Annotated in this window: 23 protein-coding genes and 1 pseudogene; 22 read left to right on the top strand and 2 right to left on the bottom strand. The window is 39.9% G+C overall.

Annotated elements, in window-relative coordinates:
* Window positions 1-32 precede the first annotated feature (32 nt).
* The 22 genes and pseudogenes from CXK86_RS27890 to CXK86_RS27980 all read left to right on the top strand — a co-directional run bounded on the left by CXK86_RS27890 (window position 33) and on the right by CXK86_RS27980 (window position 19,042).
* Window positions 33-290: a hypothetical protein gene (locus CXK86_RS27890; protein WP_036669338.1), complete on the top strand. Its 258-nt coding sequence runs from the start codon at window positions 33-35 to the stop codon at window positions 288-290.
* Window positions 280-651, top strand: coding sequence for a retropepsin-like aspartic protease (locus CXK86_RS27895; RefSeq protein WP_101314937.1), 372 nt, complete (start codon window positions 280-282; stop codon window positions 649-651). Before CXK86_RS27890 ends, CXK86_RS27895 begins: the two co-directional genes overlap by 11 nt.
* A gap of 409 nt (window positions 652-1,060) precedes the next feature.
* Window positions 1,061-2,101 (top strand): ABC transporter substrate-binding protein, encoded by a 1,041-nt coding sequence (locus tag CXK86_RS27900; protein WP_101314938.1) that lies wholly within the window; start codon window positions 1,061-1,063, stop codon window positions 2,099-2,101.
* 1 nt (window position 2,102) lies between these two features.
* A complete protein-coding gene (locus CXK86_RS27905; RefSeq protein ID WP_101314939.1) occupies window positions 2,103-2,879 on the top strand; it encodes an IucA/IucC family C-terminal-domain containing protein in 777 nt (258 codons plus the stop codon).
* A gap of 45 nt (window positions 2,880-2,924) precedes the next feature.
* Window positions 2,925-4,646: a helix-turn-helix domain-containing protein gene (locus tag CXK86_RS27910; RefSeq protein ID WP_101314940.1), complete on the top strand. Its 1,722-nt coding sequence runs from the start codon at window positions 2,925-2,927 to the stop codon at window positions 4,644-4,646.
* Between the two features lie 331 nt (window positions 4,647-4,977).
* Window positions 4,978-5,583, top strand: coding sequence for an oxidoreductase (locus tag CXK86_RS27915; RefSeq protein ID WP_101314941.1), 606 nt, complete (start codon window positions 4,978-4,980; stop codon window positions 5,581-5,583).
* A 165-nt stretch (window positions 5,584-5,748) separates the two neighbouring features.
* Window positions 5,749-6,219 carry a GNAT family N-acetyltransferase gene (locus tag CXK86_RS27920; protein ID WP_257468238.1) on the top strand — a complete coding sequence of 157 codons (471 nt, stop codon included), beginning with the start codon at window positions 5,749-5,751 and terminating at the stop codon, window positions 6,217-6,219.
* Between the two features lie 111 nt (window positions 6,220-6,330).
* Complete coding sequence (locus CXK86_RS31910) at window positions 6,331-6,552, top strand: hypothetical protein (RefSeq protein ID WP_144029838.1); 222 nt, start codon at window positions 6,331-6,333, stop codon at window positions 6,550-6,552.
* Window positions 6,536-7,021, top strand: a complete 486-nt coding sequence (locus CXK86_RS27925) for a hypothetical protein (protein WP_180361888.1) — start codon at window positions 6,536-6,538, stop codon at window positions 7,019-7,021. The genes CXK86_RS31910 and CXK86_RS27925 overlap by 17 nt, the downstream gene beginning before the upstream one ends.
* A 47-nt stretch (window positions 7,022-7,068) precedes the next feature.
* Window positions 7,069-7,524, top strand: coding sequence for a hypothetical protein (locus tag CXK86_RS27930; protein WP_076251684.1), 456 nt, complete (start codon window positions 7,069-7,071; stop codon window positions 7,522-7,524).
* 119 nt (window positions 7,525-7,643) lie between these two features.
* Window positions 7,644-8,018: a hypothetical protein gene (locus CXK86_RS27935; protein ID WP_076251687.1), complete on the top strand. Its 375-nt coding sequence runs from the start codon at window positions 7,644-7,646 to the stop codon at window positions 8,016-8,018.
* 112 nt (window positions 8,019-8,130) lie between these two features.
* The gene (locus CXK86_RS27940; RefSeq protein ID WP_076251689.1) at window positions 8,131-9,930 is read left to right on the top strand and encodes a serine hydrolase domain-containing protein; all 1,800 of its coding nucleotides are present in this window, start codon (window positions 8,131-8,133) and stop codon (window positions 9,928-9,930) included.
* Window positions 9,931-10,248: 318 nt separating this feature from the next.
* Window positions 10,249-11,484, top strand: a complete 1,236-nt coding sequence (locus CXK86_RS27945) for a WXG100 family type VII secretion target (RefSeq protein ID WP_076251691.1) — start codon at window positions 10,249-10,251, stop codon at window positions 11,482-11,484.
* A 12-nt stretch (window positions 11,485-11,496) separates the two neighbouring features.
* Window positions 11,497-11,790 carry a hypothetical protein gene (locus tag CXK86_RS27950; RefSeq protein ID WP_228469201.1) on the top strand — a complete coding sequence of 98 codons (294 nt, stop codon included), beginning with the start codon at window positions 11,497-11,499 and terminating at the stop codon, window positions 11,788-11,790.
* Between the two features lie 212 nt (window positions 11,791-12,002).
* Entirely contained in the window at window positions 12,003-12,272 is a 270-nt protein-coding gene (locus CXK86_RS31915; protein ID WP_143781252.1) for a hypothetical protein, read from the top strand.
* 93 nt (window positions 12,273-12,365) lie between these two features.
* A pseudogene (locus CXK86_RS32820) lies at window positions 12,366-12,428 on the top strand (hypothetical protein); the annotation flags it as partial.
* A gap of 108 nt (window positions 12,429-12,536) precedes the next feature.
* Window positions 12,537-13,076, top strand: coding sequence for a tyrosine-type recombinase/integrase (locus CXK86_RS32825; protein WP_257468244.1), 540 nt, complete (start codon window positions 12,537-12,539; stop codon window positions 13,074-13,076).
* Window positions 13,077-13,276: 200 nt separating this feature from the next.
* Window positions 13,277-14,674 carry a hypothetical protein gene (locus CXK86_RS27960; protein WP_180361889.1) on the top strand — a complete coding sequence of 466 codons (1,398 nt, stop codon included), beginning with the start codon at window positions 13,277-13,279 and terminating at the stop codon, window positions 14,672-14,674.
* A gap of 217 nt (window positions 14,675-14,891) precedes the next feature.
* A complete protein-coding gene (locus CXK86_RS27965) occupies window positions 14,892-16,394 on the top strand; it encodes an RNA-directed DNA polymerase (RefSeq protein WP_076252717.1) in 1,503 nt (500 codons plus the stop codon).
* 195 nt (window positions 16,395-16,589) lie between these two features.
* Window positions 16,590-18,128, top strand: coding sequence for a hypothetical protein (locus tag CXK86_RS27970; protein ID WP_180361890.1), 1,539 nt, complete (start codon window positions 16,590-16,592; stop codon window positions 18,126-18,128).
* Between the two features lie 368 nt (window positions 18,129-18,496).
* Window positions 18,497-18,682 (top strand): hypothetical protein, encoded by a 186-nt coding sequence (locus CXK86_RS27975; protein WP_076252713.1) that lies wholly within the window; start codon window positions 18,497-18,499, stop codon window positions 18,680-18,682.
* A 36-nt stretch (window positions 18,683-18,718) separates the two neighbouring features.
* Complete coding sequence (locus CXK86_RS27980) at window positions 18,719-19,042, top strand: hypothetical protein (protein ID WP_076252711.1); 324 nt, start codon at window positions 18,719-18,721, stop codon at window positions 19,040-19,042.
* 103 nt (window positions 19,043-19,145) lie between these two features.
* Here the strand turns inward: CXK86_RS27980 and CXK86_RS27985 are convergent, their stop codons facing one another.
* Together CXK86_RS27985 and CXK86_RS27990 are read right to left on the bottom strand one after the other, a co-directional pair.
* The gene (locus CXK86_RS27985; RefSeq protein WP_076252709.1) at window positions 19,146-20,825 is read right to left on the bottom strand and encodes a type 2 periplasmic-binding domain-containing protein; all 1,680 of its coding nucleotides are present in this window, start codon (window positions 20,823-20,825) and stop codon (window positions 19,146-19,148) included.
* A gap of 318 nt (window positions 20,826-21,143) precedes the next feature.
* Entirely contained in the window at window positions 21,144-22,754 is a 1,611-nt protein-coding gene (locus tag CXK86_RS27990; protein WP_076252707.1) for a response regulator transcription factor, read from the bottom strand.
* Between the last annotated feature and the right edge of the window lie 122 nt (window positions 22,755-22,876).

A 22,876-nucleotide genomic window follows, 5' to 3' on the forward strand; every position in this document is an offset into this window, starting at 1 on the left:
TAGAACTAACTCAATAACAGGAGGTAGAACACATGAAATGGCAAGAAGTTAGAGAACTGTTCCCTGACCAATTTGTTCTGGTTTCTATCATTCATTATCATGAGGAAGACAACAAAAAAATAGTAGATGAAGTTGCACCAATCCGAACCATATCAGAACGAGATGTAAATAAAGAGTTTTTTCAAGTAGAGCCTGGTAACGTCGTGTATCATACTTCAAATCAAGACTTTGTGATCAATCTTCGCAGAGATCCATTAATGAGAGTGAGACGTAATACGAATGAAAATTAACTATGATGGTCAGTTAATTACCACGTCACTCACCGTTACATTAAGAGGCAGAGTATTAAGAATAGATGATGTAATTATAGATACAGGATCCTCACATACGATCATTAGTCCTGATGTTTTAGAGGAAATCGGTGTGACCTATGAAACCGGCGATTCGATATATGAAGCATACGGGATTGGAGGAAGTATTCCTTTCTACACTAAAGTCATGGACAGGATTGAAATAGGAACAAAAAGCATTGGGAATATAGAAATAGATGTAGGCATATTACCTAAAGAATATAAAGGGCTTCTCGGATTGGATATTCTGAAACAACAAAATTTTATAATTGATCTGAAAACATTAGAATTACATTATTGAAAATAAAATTGTAGTAATGAATGAGACTTATATATAGTGCGTTTCGGATAATAAGATACATATACAAGTGGTTTTTACCTAACAAATTTTGTTAGTTTTTTTTTGTTCTAGAGCCTACGCGCTTTTCAACAGTTGAATTATGCTCTTATCCCATTACTTCAATCCGTAACCAACACTAAACATAAGCACGATTCGCTGTCATGAAACCGATTGTCCGTTCTCCAGTTTGAGCACAAGAAGCATGGTTTATTTTCTCCAAGAAGTTAATGCCTTTCTCCGCACCATGTCGCATTAGTCCGGCTCAAATGTCGCAAAAGTACATGGTAACGCGATGCAGAGATCGTTTATACTCTCTTTATGTTTCGATAATGAAAATCATTATCAGTATTATACATAAGGGGGACTCATCATGAATCAAGGAACAAAGAGGCAGGCTGCCGGAAGCAAGGCATATGCTGCTCACAAATCACGATTATTTATGGGCTTGATGTTGGCCCTTATTCTTGTCCTGACGGCTTGCGGTGCCGGAACAGGTACAGATAGCGGTAAACAATCTGCGGCAACGCCAGCGGAGACACCTGCGAATGCAGAAACACAGACAGATGGAGCTTTTCCCGTAACGATCACACACATGAAGGGTGAGCTGACGCTAAACGAAAAACCACAGAGAATTGCAGTCCTTGATGTTAAATTTCTGGATCAAATGTTAGCAGTTGGCGAGAAGCCAGCTGGTAGTGTAATCGCTGGAGGTAACACCGATTATCCAGAATACTTAGGTGATCAGCCAAGTGATGTGCAGGTTCTGGGTACACGGGACGAGCCTAACCTGGAAGCGATTGTAGCACTCGACCCAGATCTGATCATCATGACCGACTTTCAAGAGAAGCAATATGAGGGTGTAAGTAAAATTGCTCCTACCCTGGTACTCGATTTCTACGAAGACTGGCGGGATACGTTAGCTACAGTGGCTAAGATTACAGACAAGCAGGACGAGGCAGAGAAAGTGCGTACAGCGTATGAAGAGAAAATCGCCGGGCTGAAGACAAAATTGTCAGAGAAGCTGGGTGATGAAACGGTGGCGATCATTCGTCCACGAAAAGAAGGAATTCGTGTTCACGGTATTGAGCACCGCATTGGCGGTATTATGTACAATGACTTGGGGCTGAAGATGCCTGCTTTGGTACAGGAGATTAATGAAGATGGTTCCGTAGAAATCTCGATGGAGAAGGTTCCTGACATTGGGGCAGATCGTTATTTTGTGCTGTCGGATGAGTTGTTTGCGGCAGAGGCAGAGGCGATGTTAACTAATCCCGTGTGGAAGTCCCTTGATGCTGTGAAAAATAACCGCACGTATGACGTAAACTCCACACTGTGGATTGCATACTACGGACCGCTTGCGATTAATCTGATTGTAGATCAGGCATCGGAAGCCCTGCTCGGATCGAACTAATATGAACCCATATCTCTCGACAGACTTATGGAAAGAGACAGTGGAGGATTATTCGATCTTGCTTGGTGAGCCGCCTGAACATAGTGTCCGTACCATTGCTCTAAGTGAGTTGCATGACGAAACGGCATGCCGGGAGTATATCAGTTGGTTTCAGGAGTATATCGATGCGCCTGACATGAAGGTTGCAGCTTCGATGTTAGCCAAACGGATTGGTTATCTGTGGACGGCTCCGCTGGTGACCGCGATGACTTTTCATCATCAGCATGTTTCGTTTCAGCTGGAGAACAGCTTTCTCTATCATCCGGTGCTCTCAGATCATGAGGGAGGCACACGATTTCCTTTTCTAGCGGTGAATGGACTTCAGGCTGAAGGACTAGCGGGAGACAGGGCAGTGTGGCGGGAAAAGGTGGTCGAGGAGATGTTTGCGGTACAGCTTACACCCCTGTTAAAGACGCTTGCTGCAATTGCACCACTTTCGATGAGTATTCTCTGGGAGAATATCATGGTACGTATCGGCCGACTATTCGCTCCTGATGAAGCCGAGACTGAGCAGGAAAGTAAGATCATTCGTGAGGACTTTTCATATCTGACGCAGGTGGCATCCGGGGAAGTGTTTGGTGAGAGGAAGAATCCGTTAACCCGCTTCACCGATTGTAAGGACAATGTGCATGTTGCCAAAAGCGAGCGAATTACCTGCTGTTTCTATTACCAGATGTCAGGGGAATACTGTCTCAAATGTCCGAAAATTGACAATGAGAAAGAATCTCAACTAAAATGACAACAGCAAGAATTTTACCTTTGCTATTGTCAGGAGATGAGAGAAATGCCGCTGCAAGAACAGACAAGTCTATGGAGTGATACAACGATTAAGATGCTTAACGGGGATAGCGGTACTTTGCAGACAGGCAGCGTGTTACACGAAACGAACTTAACTTCAAATGTGCTGCTGCTGGCATATGGAGGGGAAGGGGAGCTTGCAATGGATGGTGAGGGTTGCCACATTGGAGCTTCTTTTGCCTGTCATGTGGTGAAGGGATCATCCTTTACGCTGACGGCCAGATCAGAGGACATTCATTATATTGTCATTATGTACAAGGCTTCTTCCATAGAGGGAGCCTCTCTTGTTGTGCCTTCATATCGCAAGCACCCGCTGCGCAGGTCATTTGTTCAAAACTCGGCAACCCATGCGGAATGGATCGAAAACGCCGAAAAAATCGTTGCCAAATGGCGCCGCGGTGAAGGACTGGAACGTTTTTATGCCAACGCTTTGCTTCAAGGAATAATCTACGAGCTGATCATGGAGTATGAACGGGGTCAAGGGGGAACGGAGTCCGACATGGTGGATGTAGTCGCTTCTTATATCACATCGCACTATCGTCAAAACTTGGAGCTAAAAGAGCTGGCAGCACTAGCGGGCTGTAGTGTGAGACAGCTGCAGCGACGATTCAAACAAGAGAAGCAGCTTGGACCGATGGAATACGTCATTCAGCTGCGTATGGAAAGTGCCTCACGCATGCTGCGTCATACGGATGCGTCCATTGGGGAAATTGCTGAAAAAATGGGCTACCGCGACATGTATTATTTCAGTAGGGCATTTAAAAAATATCATGGCGTTCCACCGCTACACTACCGGCATGCCGCCGCTTCGAGAAGAGATGCAGACTATGCGAATGCTTTGCTGCAAAATCGCACAGCTTCTTCCTATGAATCAGCCGAAGGCCCGGTCATCTGCCATATGCGCGGAGAGTATGCCGTCACCGAGATACCACAGCGTATCGCTGTCCTCGATGTGCAATATGCTGATCATTTGCTTGCACTGGGCTTGTCTCCGGTAGGAAGTGTCGGACTAGGAAGTACCGTGTTGACGTTCCCTCAATCACTCCGGGCAGGACTCCAGCATACAGCATTACTTGGTACGTATGAATACCCCGATCTTCCAGCGGTAGAGCGACTTGCGCCGGATCTGATTATTTGCACCGAGGTGCATGATCAGCATCATGAATGGTTAAGCCAGATCGCTCCAGTGCTCATGTTCAAGCGTAATGAAAACTGGCAGACCATCCTGAGTCTATTCGATGAACTGACAGGGAAGCGAGCAGAGGCCAAGCAGATTATCGCGAATTATCATCGCCGAACAGCTTTGCTATCCGAGGAATTGTCCTCTGTACTGGCAGGAAAAAGTGTGGCATTGATACGTCCACTCGATTCCCTCGTGCGCGTCCATTCTGCTGCTCATCGCACAGGCGCTGTGTTGTACCGGGATCTGGGTCTGCCCGTTCCGCTATTTGTTGCAGATACCACCGACACGGCCTATCATATCTCGGTTGAGAGATTACCGGCAGTACAAGCTAGCCACTACTTTTTACTGAGTAATGAGCTTATGCAGGATGGGATATCTGCGACAGAGCAACGTGTCTGGGGGATGCTTGATACGGATGAGCGACAGCAAATACACTCGGTAGATGCGGCGACATGGATCGGTTGTTATGGGCCGATAGGCATTAATGGCATTGTGGATCAGATTGAACAGGCGTTGTTGGCTTGATAGGTAGTTGTTGGCGCTAGCCCGCTTGCAGCGAAAGGTGGTACGCTCTACCTTTTTTAAAGTTGATAGGTTCTAAAAGTATCGGAAGGTCGTCGGATTCCCTATGGGATGAAGAAGGACCTTTTTGTTTTATTACTATAACGAAAGGTTCCACTGCATGCTCGCGTCCTGTACAACCCTACATATATTCAGCGTATTCAAAGCCCATTAGATCGATTGGATAAGGGGTTGAGAAAACTAATAAATCTCCCTTATTCGCCAATTTCCTTTCGCAATTGTAACAATATGGGTTATCATATACGTAGTTCAGGCACTATTAGGAGGGGATTCAATGAAAAAAAATATTGCAATAATCGTACTAATGGTCGGATTGATAATAAGCATGTACTTCAACTATCAATTCAAAGCGTACAAAGATAATCAAGAAGTTGAATACACAGTAAAACTAAATCATGGAACTCAAATGGGTATAAAAGAATCAATTTTTAATTTAGATAATGTGATAAAAAGCTTAGAGGACGGCTCATCGAAGGAAACAGTCATACATGCCTTAGGAAATGTGGCGGTATCTTTGAAAGTTGGCGAAGAATTATTCGTGTTCCTGAAATCCGACTTCAGGGAAGATCAATTATCATCAACTTATTTAATCTATAATGTGTTTAGAGATATGTATACGCATATAAGAGTAGAAATCATAGGCGAAATTTTATCGAATAAGATATCGCTAGAAAAAGAATCGAGAAATCAACTGATTAAGGATATAGGAGTGCTTAAACAAGATTTGGAGTATATCGATAGTCAATTTAACGAGGATATTCTGAAAGAACAAAGTCCAAAGTGGATTGAAAACAAATGGAAAGAGTTAATTGGAGAGATTGTAAATCGAAATACGGATTATAAATTATATGAAAGAATGAAAACGAAATATAATCTATAATGAGTTCGTGAGAGACTATGGATATAGGCGGATAACCCCGCACCAGCTAACTGTGCTCATGTAGCCGCACCCTTTCGGGTGCTTTTAAGCGGGTGGTGGGTTAACATCTACGAAACGACATCAAACCATAAGGAGGCCAATTTCGTGATTAGATTGTGTAAAAGCATGGATACGGATGTAATGTATCAGATTATTAATGATGCAGCAAAGGCATACAAAGGAGTAATTCCTGACGATAGGTATCATGAACCTTATATGACATTGGAAGAGCTAAAGTGCGAAATGAACGATGGTGTAGTATTTTGGGGGTTTGAAGAAAAAAATCAATTATTAGGAGTTATGGGAATTCAAGATAAGGGTGATGTATGTTTAATTAGACACGCATATGTACGAACAAACCAACGGAATAGCGGAATAGGTACGAAGCTTTTATCTCACATGGTGGCTTTAACCAATAAACCGATCTTAATAGGGACATGGGACTCAGCTGAATGGGCTAAGAAATTTTACTTAAAGAATGGTTTTAAACTGGTATCACCTGATGAGAAGAAAAAGCTATTAAATACCTATTGGAATGTTCCAGAAAGACAAATTGAGACCTCTGTAGTCTTATGCGATAGCAAGAGGGCCACTTGACAAAATTACTAGAATATACAATTTTAAATTAAATTAGAAGTGGTTTCTTATAATATCATATTCCCGCGCAGGGGCTTGTGCCCCTTGATCTGCCCGTAATATTTCTGTGAAATGGATAAGCAGGTACATCCATTCCCTAAGATAAGGCTATCTAAAGGGGGGCGTCGTGATGCTGGTACATTCCAGAAATTAATAAATCAAAACGAACCTATAATTGAAAGCAAACAGCTAGACAATGTCTATTTAAAAGGACTTAGGAAATATTCACAGATTAGATTAGCGATTGCACTTGAACTTGCAAATATGGATCTGCAAGATGAAGAAAAAAATTAAAGGAGTTTCCGAATTGAAGAATCAAAAGCGTTCAATGATTTTGCTATTTCTTTTAATGATACTAGCCGTAAGTGGTTGCAGTTCAAACAGTGTGAAGACGGATAAAATTATTGAGGATGGGTTGAACATAAACTCGATATCAATTGGACTGGGAGGGAGCGAAGAAGATGAAGGTATAACAGTCGTAACATATCATTTCAATCTATGGAATAGAACCAATAAATCAATAATCCTAAAAACAGTTGAACCAATTATAAGTAATGAGATTCAGGAGCGATTAATCGATAGAGACATTAGATTGGACATAAATAAGAAAATTGATGGTAATACTTCGGAAGCACTGACAGGTACTTTTAAATTAGATACTAGAGGGCTGGATAAAGAAGGAATAATTAATTTAAACATTAATGTTAACAAATTTAATGTAGCAATTGAACAAGTCATAGGAATGAATGATGTAAATAACTAATTTGAGATATCTCCAAGAAAACATATCTAACAAAGAGGTGTATTTTTATGGGAAGAAAAAAAGATGAAAACAATGAGATGGCTGTAATTCCAGAGCACCATAGCCCTATTCGACATATCCTTAATGAGGCAAATGGACAACCGAACAATCAGTTTATAGACAGTTTTAAGAAAGCTCTGGATACTCCAGATGCATATGTAATTATGGAGGGTGATTATGGAGGACAGATCTATTTGTCTTGCCCTATGAAATTAGTAAACTGTAGTGAAGAGACATTACATACTCTATTAAAAGATTTAGATACCATTGCATGGGACTGTAATGAGGGAGAAGGCCAAGGATTATATTACGAAAAACACTTTCCTGGTGATGGAATTGGTGGAGGTATGGGGGGAGGAGATGTTGAAGAAGGACTATGGATTCATGAAGAATTTATAGATTTACAATTATATGATGAAATTCATGAAGTCATATTAGGCAATAAAGAAAGATTAACAAAGTAATAAAATGAATGAATCATAAGGTCCGCCAACATCGGATAACAAAGTGTTCATGTTGTGGATTGGCAAACTGTTGAAATACTTCATAGAGTGAGTGTTAAGAAGAATATGTGAGGTGCGTTATGGGCGTAAGAAAAAAATATAAACGTAAAATCGTTCGCTCCAATCGATTATTTTATTGGTATGTTGAACCGGATATAGACGATGAAGGGATAATCAAATTACATATCGTTTCTGAGGATAAGAAGCTAATCGTCACTTATGAAGTGGGACAACACAGTATTAAGAACAAGATCCCATTTATAGTCATCATCGGAGAAGAATTCGAAGGCTGGACAACAGAATATATAGGATACAGAAGAGTACTAACACCACAATGGAGCGATGAGATCATCACGCCAAAATGGATAGGTGAGATTATTGATTGGTGCCTCTTGAAAGATAAAGAAATAAACATCGTTAATTGGAAAGGCGAAATTCTCCGACATCTCTCCTAAATGGAGTGTAATTGCATTGGAGAAATAACTTAGATTCGTGTGGACTTTTTTGAAAACGCATACGTGAAAACAACAGATGTAATTAACATTTCATATAAAAGGAGAGAAGCTAATGCAGATGAATCGTGGACATCACACGGTAAACAAAGTAATCGCTTGTGTTCTGTCATTCATATTTATCATTATGGCAATAGTGGTACCTGCCCACGCTGAGGGGAAACAGGTGGAGACTACACCATCCAGGATTCCTTTATCCAAGTTAGAGGAAACGATTGATGCTTATGTAGCCTCGTATGAGAAGTACACCGCTGCCGTTTCGGTTGTGGCTATCAAAGACGGTGAAACTATTGTGAATAAGGCATATGGTTACGCGGATATTGAGAATCAGCGAAAGGCGGATACCTCTACTGTGTTTGAGTGGGCTTCCATCTCGAAACTGTTGGTCTATACAAGTGTGATGCAGCTTGTCGAACAAGGAAAGCTTGATTTGGAGACGGATATCCAGGAATATCTGCCAGATGGATTTTTCAAAAAGCTGAAATACGATGATCCAATTACCCTCTTGAACCTGATGCATCACAATGCGGGTTGGGAAGATCAAACAGTGACTGAAGTGTATTATTACGCCGAGAATGAAAATGTTGATTTGGGAGATACGCTGCGTAAAAATGAGCCGAAACAAATCTATAAACCAAATAGCGTCGTCGGTTATTCAAACTATGGCGTTGGACTAGCCGGTTACATCGTGGAAGAGATAAGTGGACAACCTTTTTATGAATATGTTAATCAACATATTTTCGAACCGCTTCATATGAACGACACCTCAATTCATCCAACGGGGCAAGATCATCCAGACCTAGTACAAAGAAGAAATGAGATTGAAGGGTATACGAAAGATTTGAAACTGATCCCTGAGAACAGAGTATACGTAACCTTTTATCCTACAGGGGCAGCGATTGGGACAGCAGAAGATTTAGGCAAATTCCTTGCAGCGCTGATGCCAGTAGATGATAGCAATGTATTATTTAAGAACAGGGATACGTTAAACGAAATGTTGTCAACAAGTCTATATTATGACGGGACTTCTACTCCGCGATTTGCGCATGGGTTCGTTGAGATGGAATACTGGGTACCTACACTGATGCATGAGGGGAATCTGAAAGGGTTTTCCAGCAAACTTGTCTTTGATCCCAAATCTAAATTCGGGATGGTGGTCATGACAAACCAGTCTTTTGAAGAAATTTATTATTATGGGCTTATCAAAGAGATTTTTGGCGATAACGTAAATTCTAATATAATTACTTCGGAGGGAGGAGGATATTTTCAATCCGCACGACGGCCTGCCTCTAGATTTACCGATTTATTCAGGCAACTTGATATAACAAAATTTTCAAAAGCTGAGTTAAGTAGTCTTTATAATGTGGTCGAGCATAATGGCGTTGTTGAGAAAATTTCCTTCACTCCTTACATGGATTACTTGCCTGTATCGAATTTGAAGGTGAACTTGATTGTAATATCTTTTATTCCTGTCATACTAGCCATCCTTTTCAGTGTGACTGCTTTGCTCGTCTATTTTATCCGGATGCTACTTTACAAACTAAATAAACGAGGAAATCCTCGGATAGATTTTAATAAATATCATCTTGCAATTAATGTTGCAGGTGCTGTACTTCCTCTTAACCTTTTAATCATACACACGAGACTTCCAAATTATCCCGCTCATTCTTCGATACGGATCAATTTAATGTTTAACCTACTTTATGTGGTTCTAGCAGTCGCGTATCTTGGCTTGCTTATGGTCAAACTGCGGAAGAACAGTTACAGCAAAAAGCAAAAGGTGATGTACATCATGTCTGGCATCTCGGCGTTCATCTTGGCTGCTTTTATTGTGGGATGGAATTTGTATGTTTAGAAGGGCAGAAGCTAAATATAGATATTTCAAACATTACAAAGGCTTGCGGATGACTCCTATATATAAGTGATATTAAGTGAGGTCAATTACAAAGACATAAAGGCAGCAGTTCCTTATCGGGACCTGCTGTCTTTAAATTAGTTGGACAAGTATATAAACAAAGTCAAAGGTAACAACAAAAATGATCAGGGCTCTAGTTTAGATCTCTCACTGGCTTATTGCTACAGGTATTTGACACAGTTAATAAATGAACGGTAAAATCCAGATATTCCCTGAATTCAGAAACTAAATATTTCTTTAGTAGGTGTGAGGTATTCTATGACGAGAATTATGGTTACGCCAGAGCAACTTTTCGCAATTAGTAAACAGTTCTCTACAGCTTATACTACTCTTCAACACATGAATGAAAGTCTTCTGCGAAGTATGACTGATATTGAAGCGAACTGGGATGGGAGTACTAGAGAAAGGTTCTACTATGATTTCAAGAAGTCACAGATTGTTATGACTGAAGTTGTCACACTTATGAGTTCAATATCAACTGTGTTACATAACCATGGAGAACGATTTCTCCAAGCTGATCACGGGTCGGAAGGGCAAGTAGACATAAACTGTTTACCACCACCACCGAATGCTTGTGGCCCACAGGAAGGTGTAGACGATCGGAATGCAGTTGAGAAGTCTGTAGATAGTTTAAAAGAGCTAGGACAAGCATTTATACAATCGGCAGATGACCGATATCAGAAGAGATATGATAGTGTAGGCGGATTTCTGGATTACTGGACATTTGGTATTCCAAGTGGACTCGTAAACGGGTATGTTGATCGAGCTGACAAAGCTTTAGAGTCGCCTCAAGACACACTGAACTGGTTGACATTTGGAGTCCATGGAACGATTAGGGAAGCCGTTTTGCCTACAAATGCTTGGTCAAGTGAACATTGGGCAAGTATGCTTGGTACAGGTGGTATGGTATTAGGGGTAAGCTCTGTTTTCAAACCAAAGCTGCATATCGATACCCCTGTTAAATATGAGGGCGCAGTGGATTTTAGACAGATTTTAAGTGACGGACAACGCAATGAGCTTCCGCTGACGGATAACCAAAAGATTGAGATAAAGAGTTACTTGAACAAGCTTGATTTCCCCGAAGAAAATATCTTAATCGCACAACCTGGTTATTATGATACCTGGAATACAGGCATGATGTATAATCGCTTGGTCATCAATACGGATGTCTTACCAGCAGCAGCCCCGGGAGTAGGGACTTTGAGTGCGAATACACGCATTTCAATGAATGCTACACTAGCTCACGAGATTGTTGGGCACTATGAGGCTTCTATCGCAGGCAGATCGTTCCCACTTTATGATCTTCCTCCTGAAGTCACCAAAAGAAACTATGCTCTTGATGAGGCTCAGGCAAGTATCCGGGCAGCAAGGTTTGCTCCTGAACTCAATTCTACTGAACGGTATGCTTTATTGAGAGATGCGATGGTTAGACTTCGTAATGCCGATCTCAGGGTGAGAGATGTCAAAGGCGAGCTATTCATAGATCAGAGATAAGGAGGACACAGAATGGAAACTAAAATGCTGTTTGGCGTGGGGTTAGTCTTCGATACACCGGAATTCGGAACCATCGTCATGGGGGCCAATGAAGAGTTGGATGAACTACTTCCTTCAACAATCAAAGAGATGATCGGTGACCAGATTATTATCAAAAAAACGGATGGGGAGGAGCAAGTGTTTGGAGTTGTTTCTACTCAAATTAATCATTCTATAGCCGGCAAAAAGAATATCGGTATATGTTTGGGAAAAGGGATCTCCCCAGACGAAATACCTGCGGGTTCAATCGTCTACTGTTATCCATGAGGACAAATTGACAGTAGGTATACTTTGTTGAAGCTACATGGAGTGGCAGTTTTTTATTACACTGGCTGTGCCCATCTTTACTTTTAAAGATCATATATGTTCCGAAAGCATCGGAAGGTCATCTGATTCCCTTTTTGGGATGAGGATAGCCTTCCTTTTTATTTCTCAAAATTGCGGAGAAAGACATAGACTCAAACAATGGAGAGTTTCCTATGAACGACGATACTACAACGGAAGAGAAGATCACCATAACTAAAGGTTCTACTCATTCATTGCATATTCGTTGTCCTTATAACCCTGCATATATTCAGCGCATTCGCCAGATTACGGGCAGAAAGTGGGAAACCAAACAGAAAATGTGGATCATACCCTACACTATTGCGGCCATCCAGGAGTTTACGAGCCAGTTTGATCCAGATGAAGTTCAGATTACCCCGGAGCAAAGAACCGTTACAGAAGGCACTAAAGATACGAGGATATAGTCGCAAAACGATCAAAGCGTATTGTAATCAGGTCGAGCGTATTGTAATCAGGTCGAGCGTTTTCTAAGCAGCCTTAGCCTTAAAAATAAGGATGTCACTACTTCCAATGTTCAGATGTATTGTTTAGGTTTGCTGGAACGAGGAATTTCCCATTCTAGCGTGAATCAGGCCATTAGCGCGCTCCGCTTCTATTGCAAACATGTGCTCCATCATCCTACGGATATCCAGTATATTCGTCCCAAGAAGCAGACCAAGCTTCCGCAAGTGTTGTCCGAAAAGGAAGTTGCTCAATTACTTAAATCCGTAACCAACCCTAAACATAAGGCCATATTGTTTCTGACCTATTCTTCCGGGCTTCGTGCAGGTGAAGTTGTGCGTCTGCGTTGCACCGATCTGGATATTGAAAGGCAGACACTCATTGTGAGACAGGGAAAGGGTCAAAAGGATCGGAGGACGCTTCTTTTAAGTCTCGCCTGGGATATGGTGCAGAAATACATAGATGAATACAGTTCCAATCGTTGGCTATTTCCGGGCCAATCTTCTGATCGACATCTTACTGAGCGGAGCGTACAGAAGGTTTTTGAAGAAGCTAGACAACGCGCAGGAATTGTGAAGAAGGTTAGTATTCATGTGTTAAGGCATTCCTTTACCGCTCATTTGCTAGAAAACGGGACAGACCTCCGCTACATTCAGGAGCTACTTGGTCATACGAGTGCACGTACAACTCAGCGATATACACATGTTAGTACGAATAATATCCAGCGTATTCAAAGCCCGCTGGATCGGATGGATTTGGGAGATTGATTATCCCAATAGTCCCCCTTTTTCACCAAATTTTTCTTCGCAAATATCACCGCATAGGTTATCATATACGTAGTTCAGATATCAGGTAGTATGTGTGTTGTTTACGAAGTACATAAATTAGATGTTATAAGAAATTGGCGCTAATTATTTTAAATGATAATGGGGGGATTTCAATGTATAAATCGATTCTGAAAAATTACATGAATAATATTAAAACTTTAAGATCATTTGTATCAGGAGTGGAGTCTAGTCTATTACAAAAAGAAGAAGAAGTAATAAAAAAGAACTCTATGGGTCTACTACCAATGATATTTGCATTTAGTCAACTAAATCCTGATAAATATAAATTAAGTGATAAACAAATTAAAGAATGCATTAATATTTTTGAAGACCAAGTGAATGTAGTAAAAAAAGATGAAGATGACCTTACCAAAGGTGTTAGTGTTACTATCAAAGGAAAGGCAGGTGTTGGGCTCAATAATGCAATGAAAGAGATAAATTTGCAAAAGGGACAAATCAATATGCTCTATCAAAATTCATTAATAAATTTGATAGTATTTTTTGAATTATTAATTTCAAGAGTATTGCACACGCATATAACAAAGTTTCCTGAAATAATGAGTATAAAGGATAAAACATTAAGTCTTGAAGATATAAGGAAATTAGGTTCATTCGAAGATGCAGAAAAATATCTTATCGATCAAGAGGTTGAAGGTATTATGTATGGAAGTCTCGATAAGTGGTATAAATATTTAACCGATAAAGTTAAAATAACAATTTCATATTTTCAGAAAAATAAAGAATTAATATCAGAAATTTTCCAAAGAAGAAATATTGTTGTACATAATGATGGAATTGTGAATTCTATCTATTTTAAAAATGTAAATGTTGACTTGAGGAAAGATATTTCTTTGGGAGATAAAATTAATGTAGACAGAGAATATATAAATAAATCAATTTCAATTATTGAGAATGTAGGTATATTAATTTTACTAGAAATGTGGAGAAAAGCTGAGAAGAAATCACAAGAACGTGTAGATGAGATAATGGGTGAAGGCTATACATTAATGTTAGATGAAGATTGGAGTTTAGCTGCAAATCTTTATGATTTTTGTTCCAATGAGATTAGTATATCTGCAGAAGATAAATTAATGTCCAAGGTGAATTATTGGCTATGTATGAAAAGGAGCGGACAATATGAAATTTTGAAAAAAGAGATTGAAGAAGCAGACTTTAGTCCTTATAATAAAAAATTTCAACTTTCTTTATTAGCTTTAAAAAACGAAAAAGAAGAATTTTTTGATTTATTGAAAATATCTATGCCCAATGATCTTTCTGTTGATAACTTAAAGGAATGGCCTATATTTACTGAAATTAGAGAATCGGAAGAATATAACAAGTTTATTCAAGAAGTTGAGGAGCCTATAGTAAAAGTAGAGTTCACAAATAATGATTTTCTGCAAATGAATTCTCTTGAACAGGTAGAAGAAGATATAATTCAAAGTGCTAAAAATAGAAGGTATGTTAGAAAAAGAGGCAGAAAGAGAGGCAGAGTAAGGAAAGCAATTAGTGGAAGAAGGAACAGAACAAACAGATAAATAATAATTACAATAACTAACTTAAAAATTCCTCAATGAAGGCGCCAACATCTGATAACATAATATTCAAGCAGCGGCTCCTTCGGAGTCTTGGTCTGCGTGAAGGATTTCGAAGAGGAATTTCAGCAGACAACCCCTTTGGGGTTCATGAATACAGGAACGTTATACAACAGAATCACACACAATGCAAACTATTAAAAGTGAATGGAGATTTATGATGAGATTAACAATATATAATTTGATTAAATGTGGATTTTTTTCAGATAATCTACCATCTCAAGTATTTACAAGTATTGAAATAGCAGACTTTCTTAAAGCTAATCCATCAATGATAAATTTGAGTTCAACAAGTTTAAAATCTAGGAAGATTGAATCTACTCCTTGTTTATTTATTTCAAGTTACAAGAGTGACCTTGAAAGGAGAATTATAGCTATCCCTCACATAGATTTGTATCTTATGCTTTGCGAAGCTATTGAAAAACATAGAAGAGTTATAGAATATAAGCTTCGCCAAAATCAACATTCGTACTCTAATATCATTGCACCTAATCAAATCAGAGGGTACAAAGTATTCTCTAGATTTATGAAAAATTATCATGACCGCACTATATATTCTGCTGGTTACAAGTATCTTTTAAAAATTGATCTAAGTAAATGCTATGAGAACATCTATACGCATAGTCTAACATGGGCTTTATATGGTAAGGAACAATCAAAAGATGAACTTAAAAAAAGTCCATCACTAAGAAATTTGACATACGCAAGTTATGATGAATTTGACAAGTTAGTTAGATCTATAAACAATAATGAAACTAAAGGTATTCCAACAGGTCCTTTGAGTTCTCGAATTGTTTCGGAAATTATTTTGACCTCTATTGATGAGATTTTAAGTGGGAAAGGGCACCATTTTAAGCGTTATGTGGATGATTACAACTTCTATTTTAGAACTGAAAGTGAGATCAATGAATTTATCCCTCTATTTCAAAATATACTTTATGATTATAAAATGCATATTAATACTGAAAAGACACAAATAAGTAAATATCCATATCAGTTGAACCAAGACTTTACCAAAATTCTAAAAGAACATGATTTTTCTAAAGACGGATACTTAAAATATATAGAGAAAATGATAGAACTTCACCAAAATAACAAAGGTGTTCTAAAATACGGTTTGAAAATTTTAAGTAGCCACACTATTCCAAATAAAGAGAAGAAACTTGTCTTCTCGCACCTAGTTAATATAATTTTATCATTCCCTAATATGGCTGAATATGTACATAATGTAATAATAAACAATAGCTTCACTTTTGATAGATCAATACAACAGAATATAAACAACATATTAGCAAGTTGCCTTAATTACAAACATGAACTTGAAACCATATGGCTACTTTGTGTAATGGGTTCTCTTAATATGGAGATTGAAGTGAAGAATCTTGTTAATATTATTGTCCATGCTGAACCGTTATCTACAATTATGGCTTTAGACTATGTTCAAAAGAAAGGCTTGAATAGAGAGAATGAAATTAAAATTAGTAAGAGTGATTTAAAATCTAAACTGATAAATGAAACTATCTATGGAGATAAGTGGATTCTCATATACGAAATTAACAGAAATCAATGGATTACAGGATTAAAGAAAATGCTAAATCAAAGTAGACTTTTAACTGAGGCATTAAGTAATAATGTGCGTTTTTATCTTAGCCCCTTTAATTAAATGGAAAATGATCCTAACGTAGCTTTAGTCTGTTAGAGTTCGTAGAGGGATTTCAGCATACAACTTCTTCGGAGTTCATGAACAAAGGAAAGTTATTTGACATCTAAAATCTACAAAGATTAGTCTTTTAAAAGTTAAAAATTTAATAAATTGATGAGGAAGAAGGAATGGATAGTGCTACGTGATATAGAAGAAATGTTGAATAAGGTAGAGAGCCCAGAAACTAAAGTTCATATGTCTGAAGCTCTAAGATGCTACAATGCAGGTTCTTATAAAGCATGTGTAATCATGAGTGTGATATCAGCAATCTATGATTTGCATATGAAAGTAAAAGCAATGGCATCGAGCGATTTAGCTTGTAGAGAACTTGATGATAAAGTAGAACAGAAAAAACGTGATCTAGAGGTTTATGAGAAATATTTAGTAGAACAATGTGCTACAGCTGAAATTGATATGTTAAATAGCAATGAAGCTAAAGAATTAATACGGTGCTTGGACACGAGAAATGATTGTGCTCATCCTAATAGTTTTGTATGTTCGCCAGAAAAAGCTAGAGATGTTTTTACATCAGTGATAGATATATTGTTATCTAAACCTGTATTATTTGGTTTCCGACATATGAAGGGATTGATAGAAGAACTTGAAGAAAAGTCGTTTTTCCCTGTTAAAGAACCCTCTAGAATCAGGGTGATTGTAGAAGAAAGATTAATAAAGTTTCATCCTAAAGCATTTAGTTCATTATTGAAACTAATATGTAAAGTTACCATTGCTCCGAAAACAAATACTCACAAAAAAAACTTGATTTATTTTTTAGCTTATTCTTTGCAACAACTACCACATGAATATGAAAGTATTATCTCGCCATTAATTGAAAAGGATCAGAATGAAAATGAATTGCTTGAATTGTTATATGAAAATATTGAAATAATAAATCATTTAAATGAGAGCAGTATAGAAAAGATAATATTCAAACTGAGTGCTAATTTAGATGCTATTGAAGTTGCAAACAGGGAAAGTTGGGTGAAAATTGTATTATCTTCGCGTTTACAGGGAAATGAGAATCATAGTAATTCAATAGTAGCATCGCTTACTAGATTTAAAAATGTACCTAAAATTAATTGTGTAAAGTACAATTTCATTTACGATATTATAAAAGACGAAAATTGTGATGTTGTTTTTCATGAAAAAATAATGAAAAGTATGAGAAAAGAATTTATTTTAGAGCATTATGAAGACAGTGATTTTATCAAATTAATAATAGCTATGAAGGATAGATTTCAGTTTGAACACTGGATTAAAGTTATAACTAAAAACATAAATAATTGGGATTTCAATGTTGCAAATAAAGCTGTACTTTTATTTAAGCAAATTGATAAAGAAGTATGGATTGACTTAGTCTCAAATGAATCTAAGTATGATTTAATTTCAGCTATTATGCGAGAAGCATTAAAAAGCGGATACAATTCTCATAGTTGTAGGGACTTATTTAACGAATTGTCAGATTCTTATCCTGAACTAATTAGAAGCTTTGTAGTAGAGTTATTCAAATTTAATGAATCTTTTGAAAATGAGAGAGCAGTTATGGTAAATCTTAATGAAAAGTATAGAGATACCACAATATCGTATATTAAATATCAAGAAGACATAGCTAGCAGTATTATTGAGAAATTAGAAGAATGGAACTGTGAAAACGATGAAGTGGATTTGAAGTATGTATTTGAGAAATTAAAATGATAATTTCTAAATCGTGTTTCATTAATACTAAAGAAAGACGTCATATAACATAATATTCATGATGCGGACATTCATCCTGGGTCCGGCATAAGCTGGGTCGTGAATACAATAACGTTTACGAGTCATCAAAATTTTGTTTCACTGTCAGATATCTTAATTATAAAGATTGGAAAAAGTAAACATCTTGGATAGATACTATTTAGGGAAACGGTTGCACTTAACCTTAGTGTAGCTGTTTTTTTTATAGACTTATTCGATATCCGCATTAAAACGATTATAATTTCTCGTACAATTAGAATGTCTTAAACTGACCATGTCTAGCATTAACAAGACATGTCGCAATTTAAACCCATCAGAGAGGTGGATGTATGAGCCGGTTGCTTGACTTATTGGAAGAGGAACGGCGCAAGCTTAATCAGCTTGGTGAGGCATCCTTGAAGCAAGCGATTCCGTTATGGGACAACCCTAAAGTGCAAGAACAGAGCCGAAGGGTGGATGAACTGGTGACCCGAGTGAGTGAAATAAAGGCAAGGCATAACCGAGTTGTACGATGATGAGTGAGGTACATAATGCGTAGGGGAGGAGAAGCAATGGATTTTCCGCCGTGGTTGCAACAAGCGATTCAGGCAAGGCTGGAAGAGGTATCTGCCCAGATTGAGCAAGATCCTGAATTGAGTCGTGTGCGTGGGGAAACAGACGAAGCATTTGCAACTTTGTTTGCAGGTAAGGATGTCGAAGAGACACCTGAATATGCCGAGTGGGAGAATCGTTATATTGTCAGCAGAGGAGTAGAGAATGAGCAGTTATACATGCAGGGACTGAGGGACGGCATTCAGCTCACAGTTTCCTTGCTGGGGCAGTCAATGCCGGAGGAGAACGATATGAAGGCTCAATCAAATAACGCAAACCCATAAGTCAGGGGAAGCGACCTTAATCTCTATTTAAATAAAACCAACCGAAGCGTGTAACTATCGCTTCGGCTGGTTTTATAATCTCTACTTTTCCAAAATCCAAATCTTACTTCGCGCTTACCGATTTAAACCAATCATTCACTTCTTGTGTGATCTGATCTCCGCCATTGGATTTCCAGTTGGCGACGAATTGGTCAAAGGCATCAATTGGCAAATTGCCGTAGATGATTTTATTGAAGGTTTCCATCTCGGACTGGCGGAGCAGGTTCCATTTGGATACCATGGTTGGTGTTGCAGCGCCAGTAAAGTAGTTTTGTTTACGGACGTCGATCTGGGACATAACGACTTTACCTGCATACCAGTTTTCCGGTTTACGGAATTCGGCCATTTGTTTCTCGTACGGTGTTTCAGGCTTCTCGCCGTTGGCTAGCTTCACGAGTGTTTTCATGTACAGATCCGGGATACGTGCCGGGCCGGTCAGGAAAGGGAATTCGTTGGAGAAGTCTTTGATCTTCTCTTTGTCACTGGTCGGTTCTCCGTCAATGATATCCCAGTCGTAACCTTTGGCGAAGCCGTATTCATACTCACTGCCCGCTTTCGGGTTCGCAAGGTTATCCAGCAGGTAGTTGTAATACAAGAAGATGGCTTCTGGATGCTTCGCATCCTTGTTAATCATGATACTTGCGTTGACACCAGAGTTCTGCCACTTCGTACCGATCTTGCCGTCTGGGCCAGCTGGAACAGGGTAAGCTTTATACTTAGAGCCAGGTACGTTCTTCAGCAGGTCAGGTGCAGGCCAGTCCGGCACCCAGTTTGCGCCAGGCAGAATGCCCGCTTTGCCAGCTGTCCAGCTTTCAGCGGATTTGCCTTCGTCCCACAGAGCGGAGTCAGCGTGGATATAACCTTTATCCATCCATTCAGCCAGCTTGGCAAGGGCTTGTTTGGCACCTGGGTTAACGGAGCCGTACTCGAGGTTGCCGTTTGCGTCTTTGTTCCATTGCTCCTCGATTGTGCCGTATGCACCGAACAACCAGTCGAGCTGACCCATCCAGGTGTTGGTGTTATTTTTCAGCGAGATCGCCAGAGGGAATACTTTGTCTGGAGACAGACCGTCTGGGTTTTCGTTTTTGAATTTGTCCATGATGTTCTCAAGATCTGCAATGGTTTTCGGAGCTTCCAGGTTCAGCTTCTCCATCCAGTCTTCGCGGAGCCAGAGCAGTGTATCGTCGTTATCGGTGTACTCCATGATCGGCATGTTGTATTTCTTGCCGTCCTTGGTGAACGGATACCACAGTTCAGGATGTGCTGCTGCGTGATCTTTCAGGGTCTGGCTTGCGTATTTGTCGAACAACTCATCGATGGCGATGAATTGACCGGAGTCGATCAGTTGATTGGTCAGTACCGCATTGGTGGGTACGGTGACGAAATCAGGGAGCTTCTCGCCAGAAGCGATAGCCAGTTGAAGCTTTTGTCTGTATTGGTCGTCATTGGCCGGATACCAGGTATCTTTATGCTTCATACCCAGCGTTTCGAGCATCCAGCGATCGTGCACGTTATTTTCTTTGGTATCTCCTTGCACGTATTTCTTCGGCATCAATACCGAACTGAACTCGATGGGTGGATCATATTTTCCTTTAGCAAAAGCAGCTTCTGCTTCAGCTGAGCCGACAGTTCCCGGCGTATTATTACCATTGTCACTGGCTGTCTCGCCACTGCCGCACGCAGTGATCGTAATGAGCGCGATAACCATGAGCAGTGACCACCATGTTTTTTTGAATTTGATCATTGTTCAATCCCCCTACGGTGTATGATCTTTAAAAATGCGTGTTCAAAAAGGCCGGTTTTCAGTACCGAGAAGATGGGATGAAGCTAGAAATGGAGTAGCGGAGCGTAGATAGAGCTACGTGAGCAACGGACATTTCGGCTGAATTCCATATTCGATGCTGATGATGCCGCTAGGCATCCTTCGTAATCAAAAGCGGACTTTTTGAACAACCTCTACAATGTAACTGTACCAATTTGGACGGGAGGGCATCTATATGAGTTTGTTAGTTTCCATAGGACTCTATTAGTGAATGTGCAAAAAGATCGGTTTTCAGTCATGTTATTTATGCTGGTCTCTGTATTCCTGCGGTGTAACGCCAAACTGGCGTTTGAACACTTTGATAAAATAAGCTGGGTCCATATAGCCAATCTCCATGCTGATTTCGTACACTTTTTTGGTGGTCGTGACCAGCTTGTGACAGGCCCGATCCATGCGCAGGCGTGAGATATAATCACTGATGCCTTCGCCCGTTTCGATCTTATAGATTTTGGATAAATGGGTCGGGTGCAGATTGACATGGTCAGCGAGCACACGCAAAGACACATCCAGATGCAGGTTCTTATCTGTAAAATCCTGAATCTTCTTCACATACTCGGAACGAATGTCCTTGATCTCGTTGGACGTGCCTTCCTTGAGTTTGCCCAGTACACTGAGCGACCATTTCCGCAATTTGCTGATGGTAGCGAAAACTTCCCCACTTTGCAAATCCTCGACATCATTTCCCATTAAAGTGGTCAGAGTCAACTTGTTCCGATGGGCAATATTGGTGAATGAAGCCGTAATAAGAAAACCTGCCTCCATACAGTGCTCCCATGATTCCGACCATTTCTCATCCAACTCGGCGCAGACCGCGCGTATTTTCTCCTCCGCTGCATCCCATTGTCCGCTCTCTAGCAAACTAATAAAGGTGGGCGGGGTGTACAGAACATCCAAGGGACCTTGTGCCGCAGGTGTCTCGACATCGCTGACACGCATGACAAATTCGCGTTCGTCTCCAACGATCTGCCGGAAATAAGCGGAAGCCTGACGGAAACGATCGTAGAGCTGATCCGGAAAGGTGAACCACTCGGTGATAACGATGGAGAGGGAGCCTTTCAGAAACTGTTTTACTTTGGATTGGAGCTGAATCGATAGCTTCTCCAGAATGGTTTCTTTCCCAATATCGCCTTTCCGATCTTTAAACTGAAGTAAAAACACGAGATATCCGTGCTCCTCCTTGACGCCCCAAACTTCCATAAACTCACCCATAATCTCTTCCGCCATATTGATGATCGCATATTCGATCAGGGTCTGATCATTGCTGTCATAGTGTCCGAATTCTTCTTCCAGACGTACCAGCATTAATGCGGCATCCCCGGTATGAAAGGGCAGAGCGTAATTGGCTAGCTTACGCTCCCATTCGGCAGCGGCGATTCGTTGTCCCTGTAAAGCTCCTAGGAGTAGTCGTCCCCGCAAATGGGGGAGATTCTCTCGCAACGTAAACTGCGTTCGTGTCAGTGAACTGACAATTTCCCATTCGTTGTTCAATTGATCGATGGCCTTCTGAACAGCCCCCATTAATTCATCATCTGTCGGCGGTTTTAGCAGATAGTCTACAGCCTCGAACTGGATGGCTTTTTTGGCGTAATCAAATTCGGAATACCCGGATAACAGGATACATTTTATTTTTTTGTCCCGGATGCGGATGCGTTCAATCAGTTCAATTCCTGTCATTTCGGGCATCTGGATGTCCGAGATCACGATATCGATGGGGTGGGTGTCGATCATTTGTAGTGCTTCGTGTGCTGAGTATGCTTTATGCACATGTTCGATCCCCAGCGTGTGCCAGGGCTTGGTCATGGACAGGTTATCGACCCAGTGTGCTTCATCGTCTACGATCATCATGTGCATTATAATGTCTCCCTTGGTGGTTGAACTAAAGGTATATTTACACTTGCCACTCCGATGACAGAACAACCTTCCGATCGCTGTTCAAGCCCCATTTTCTGAATTAAATGATTATAAGGTTAAAA

The sequence above is a fragment of the Paenibacillus sp. BGI2013 genome (assembly GCF_002843485.1).
In the GTDB taxonomy this organism is placed as follows: domain Bacteria; phylum Bacillota; class Bacilli; order Paenibacillales; family Paenibacillaceae; genus Paenibacillus; species Paenibacillus amylolyticus.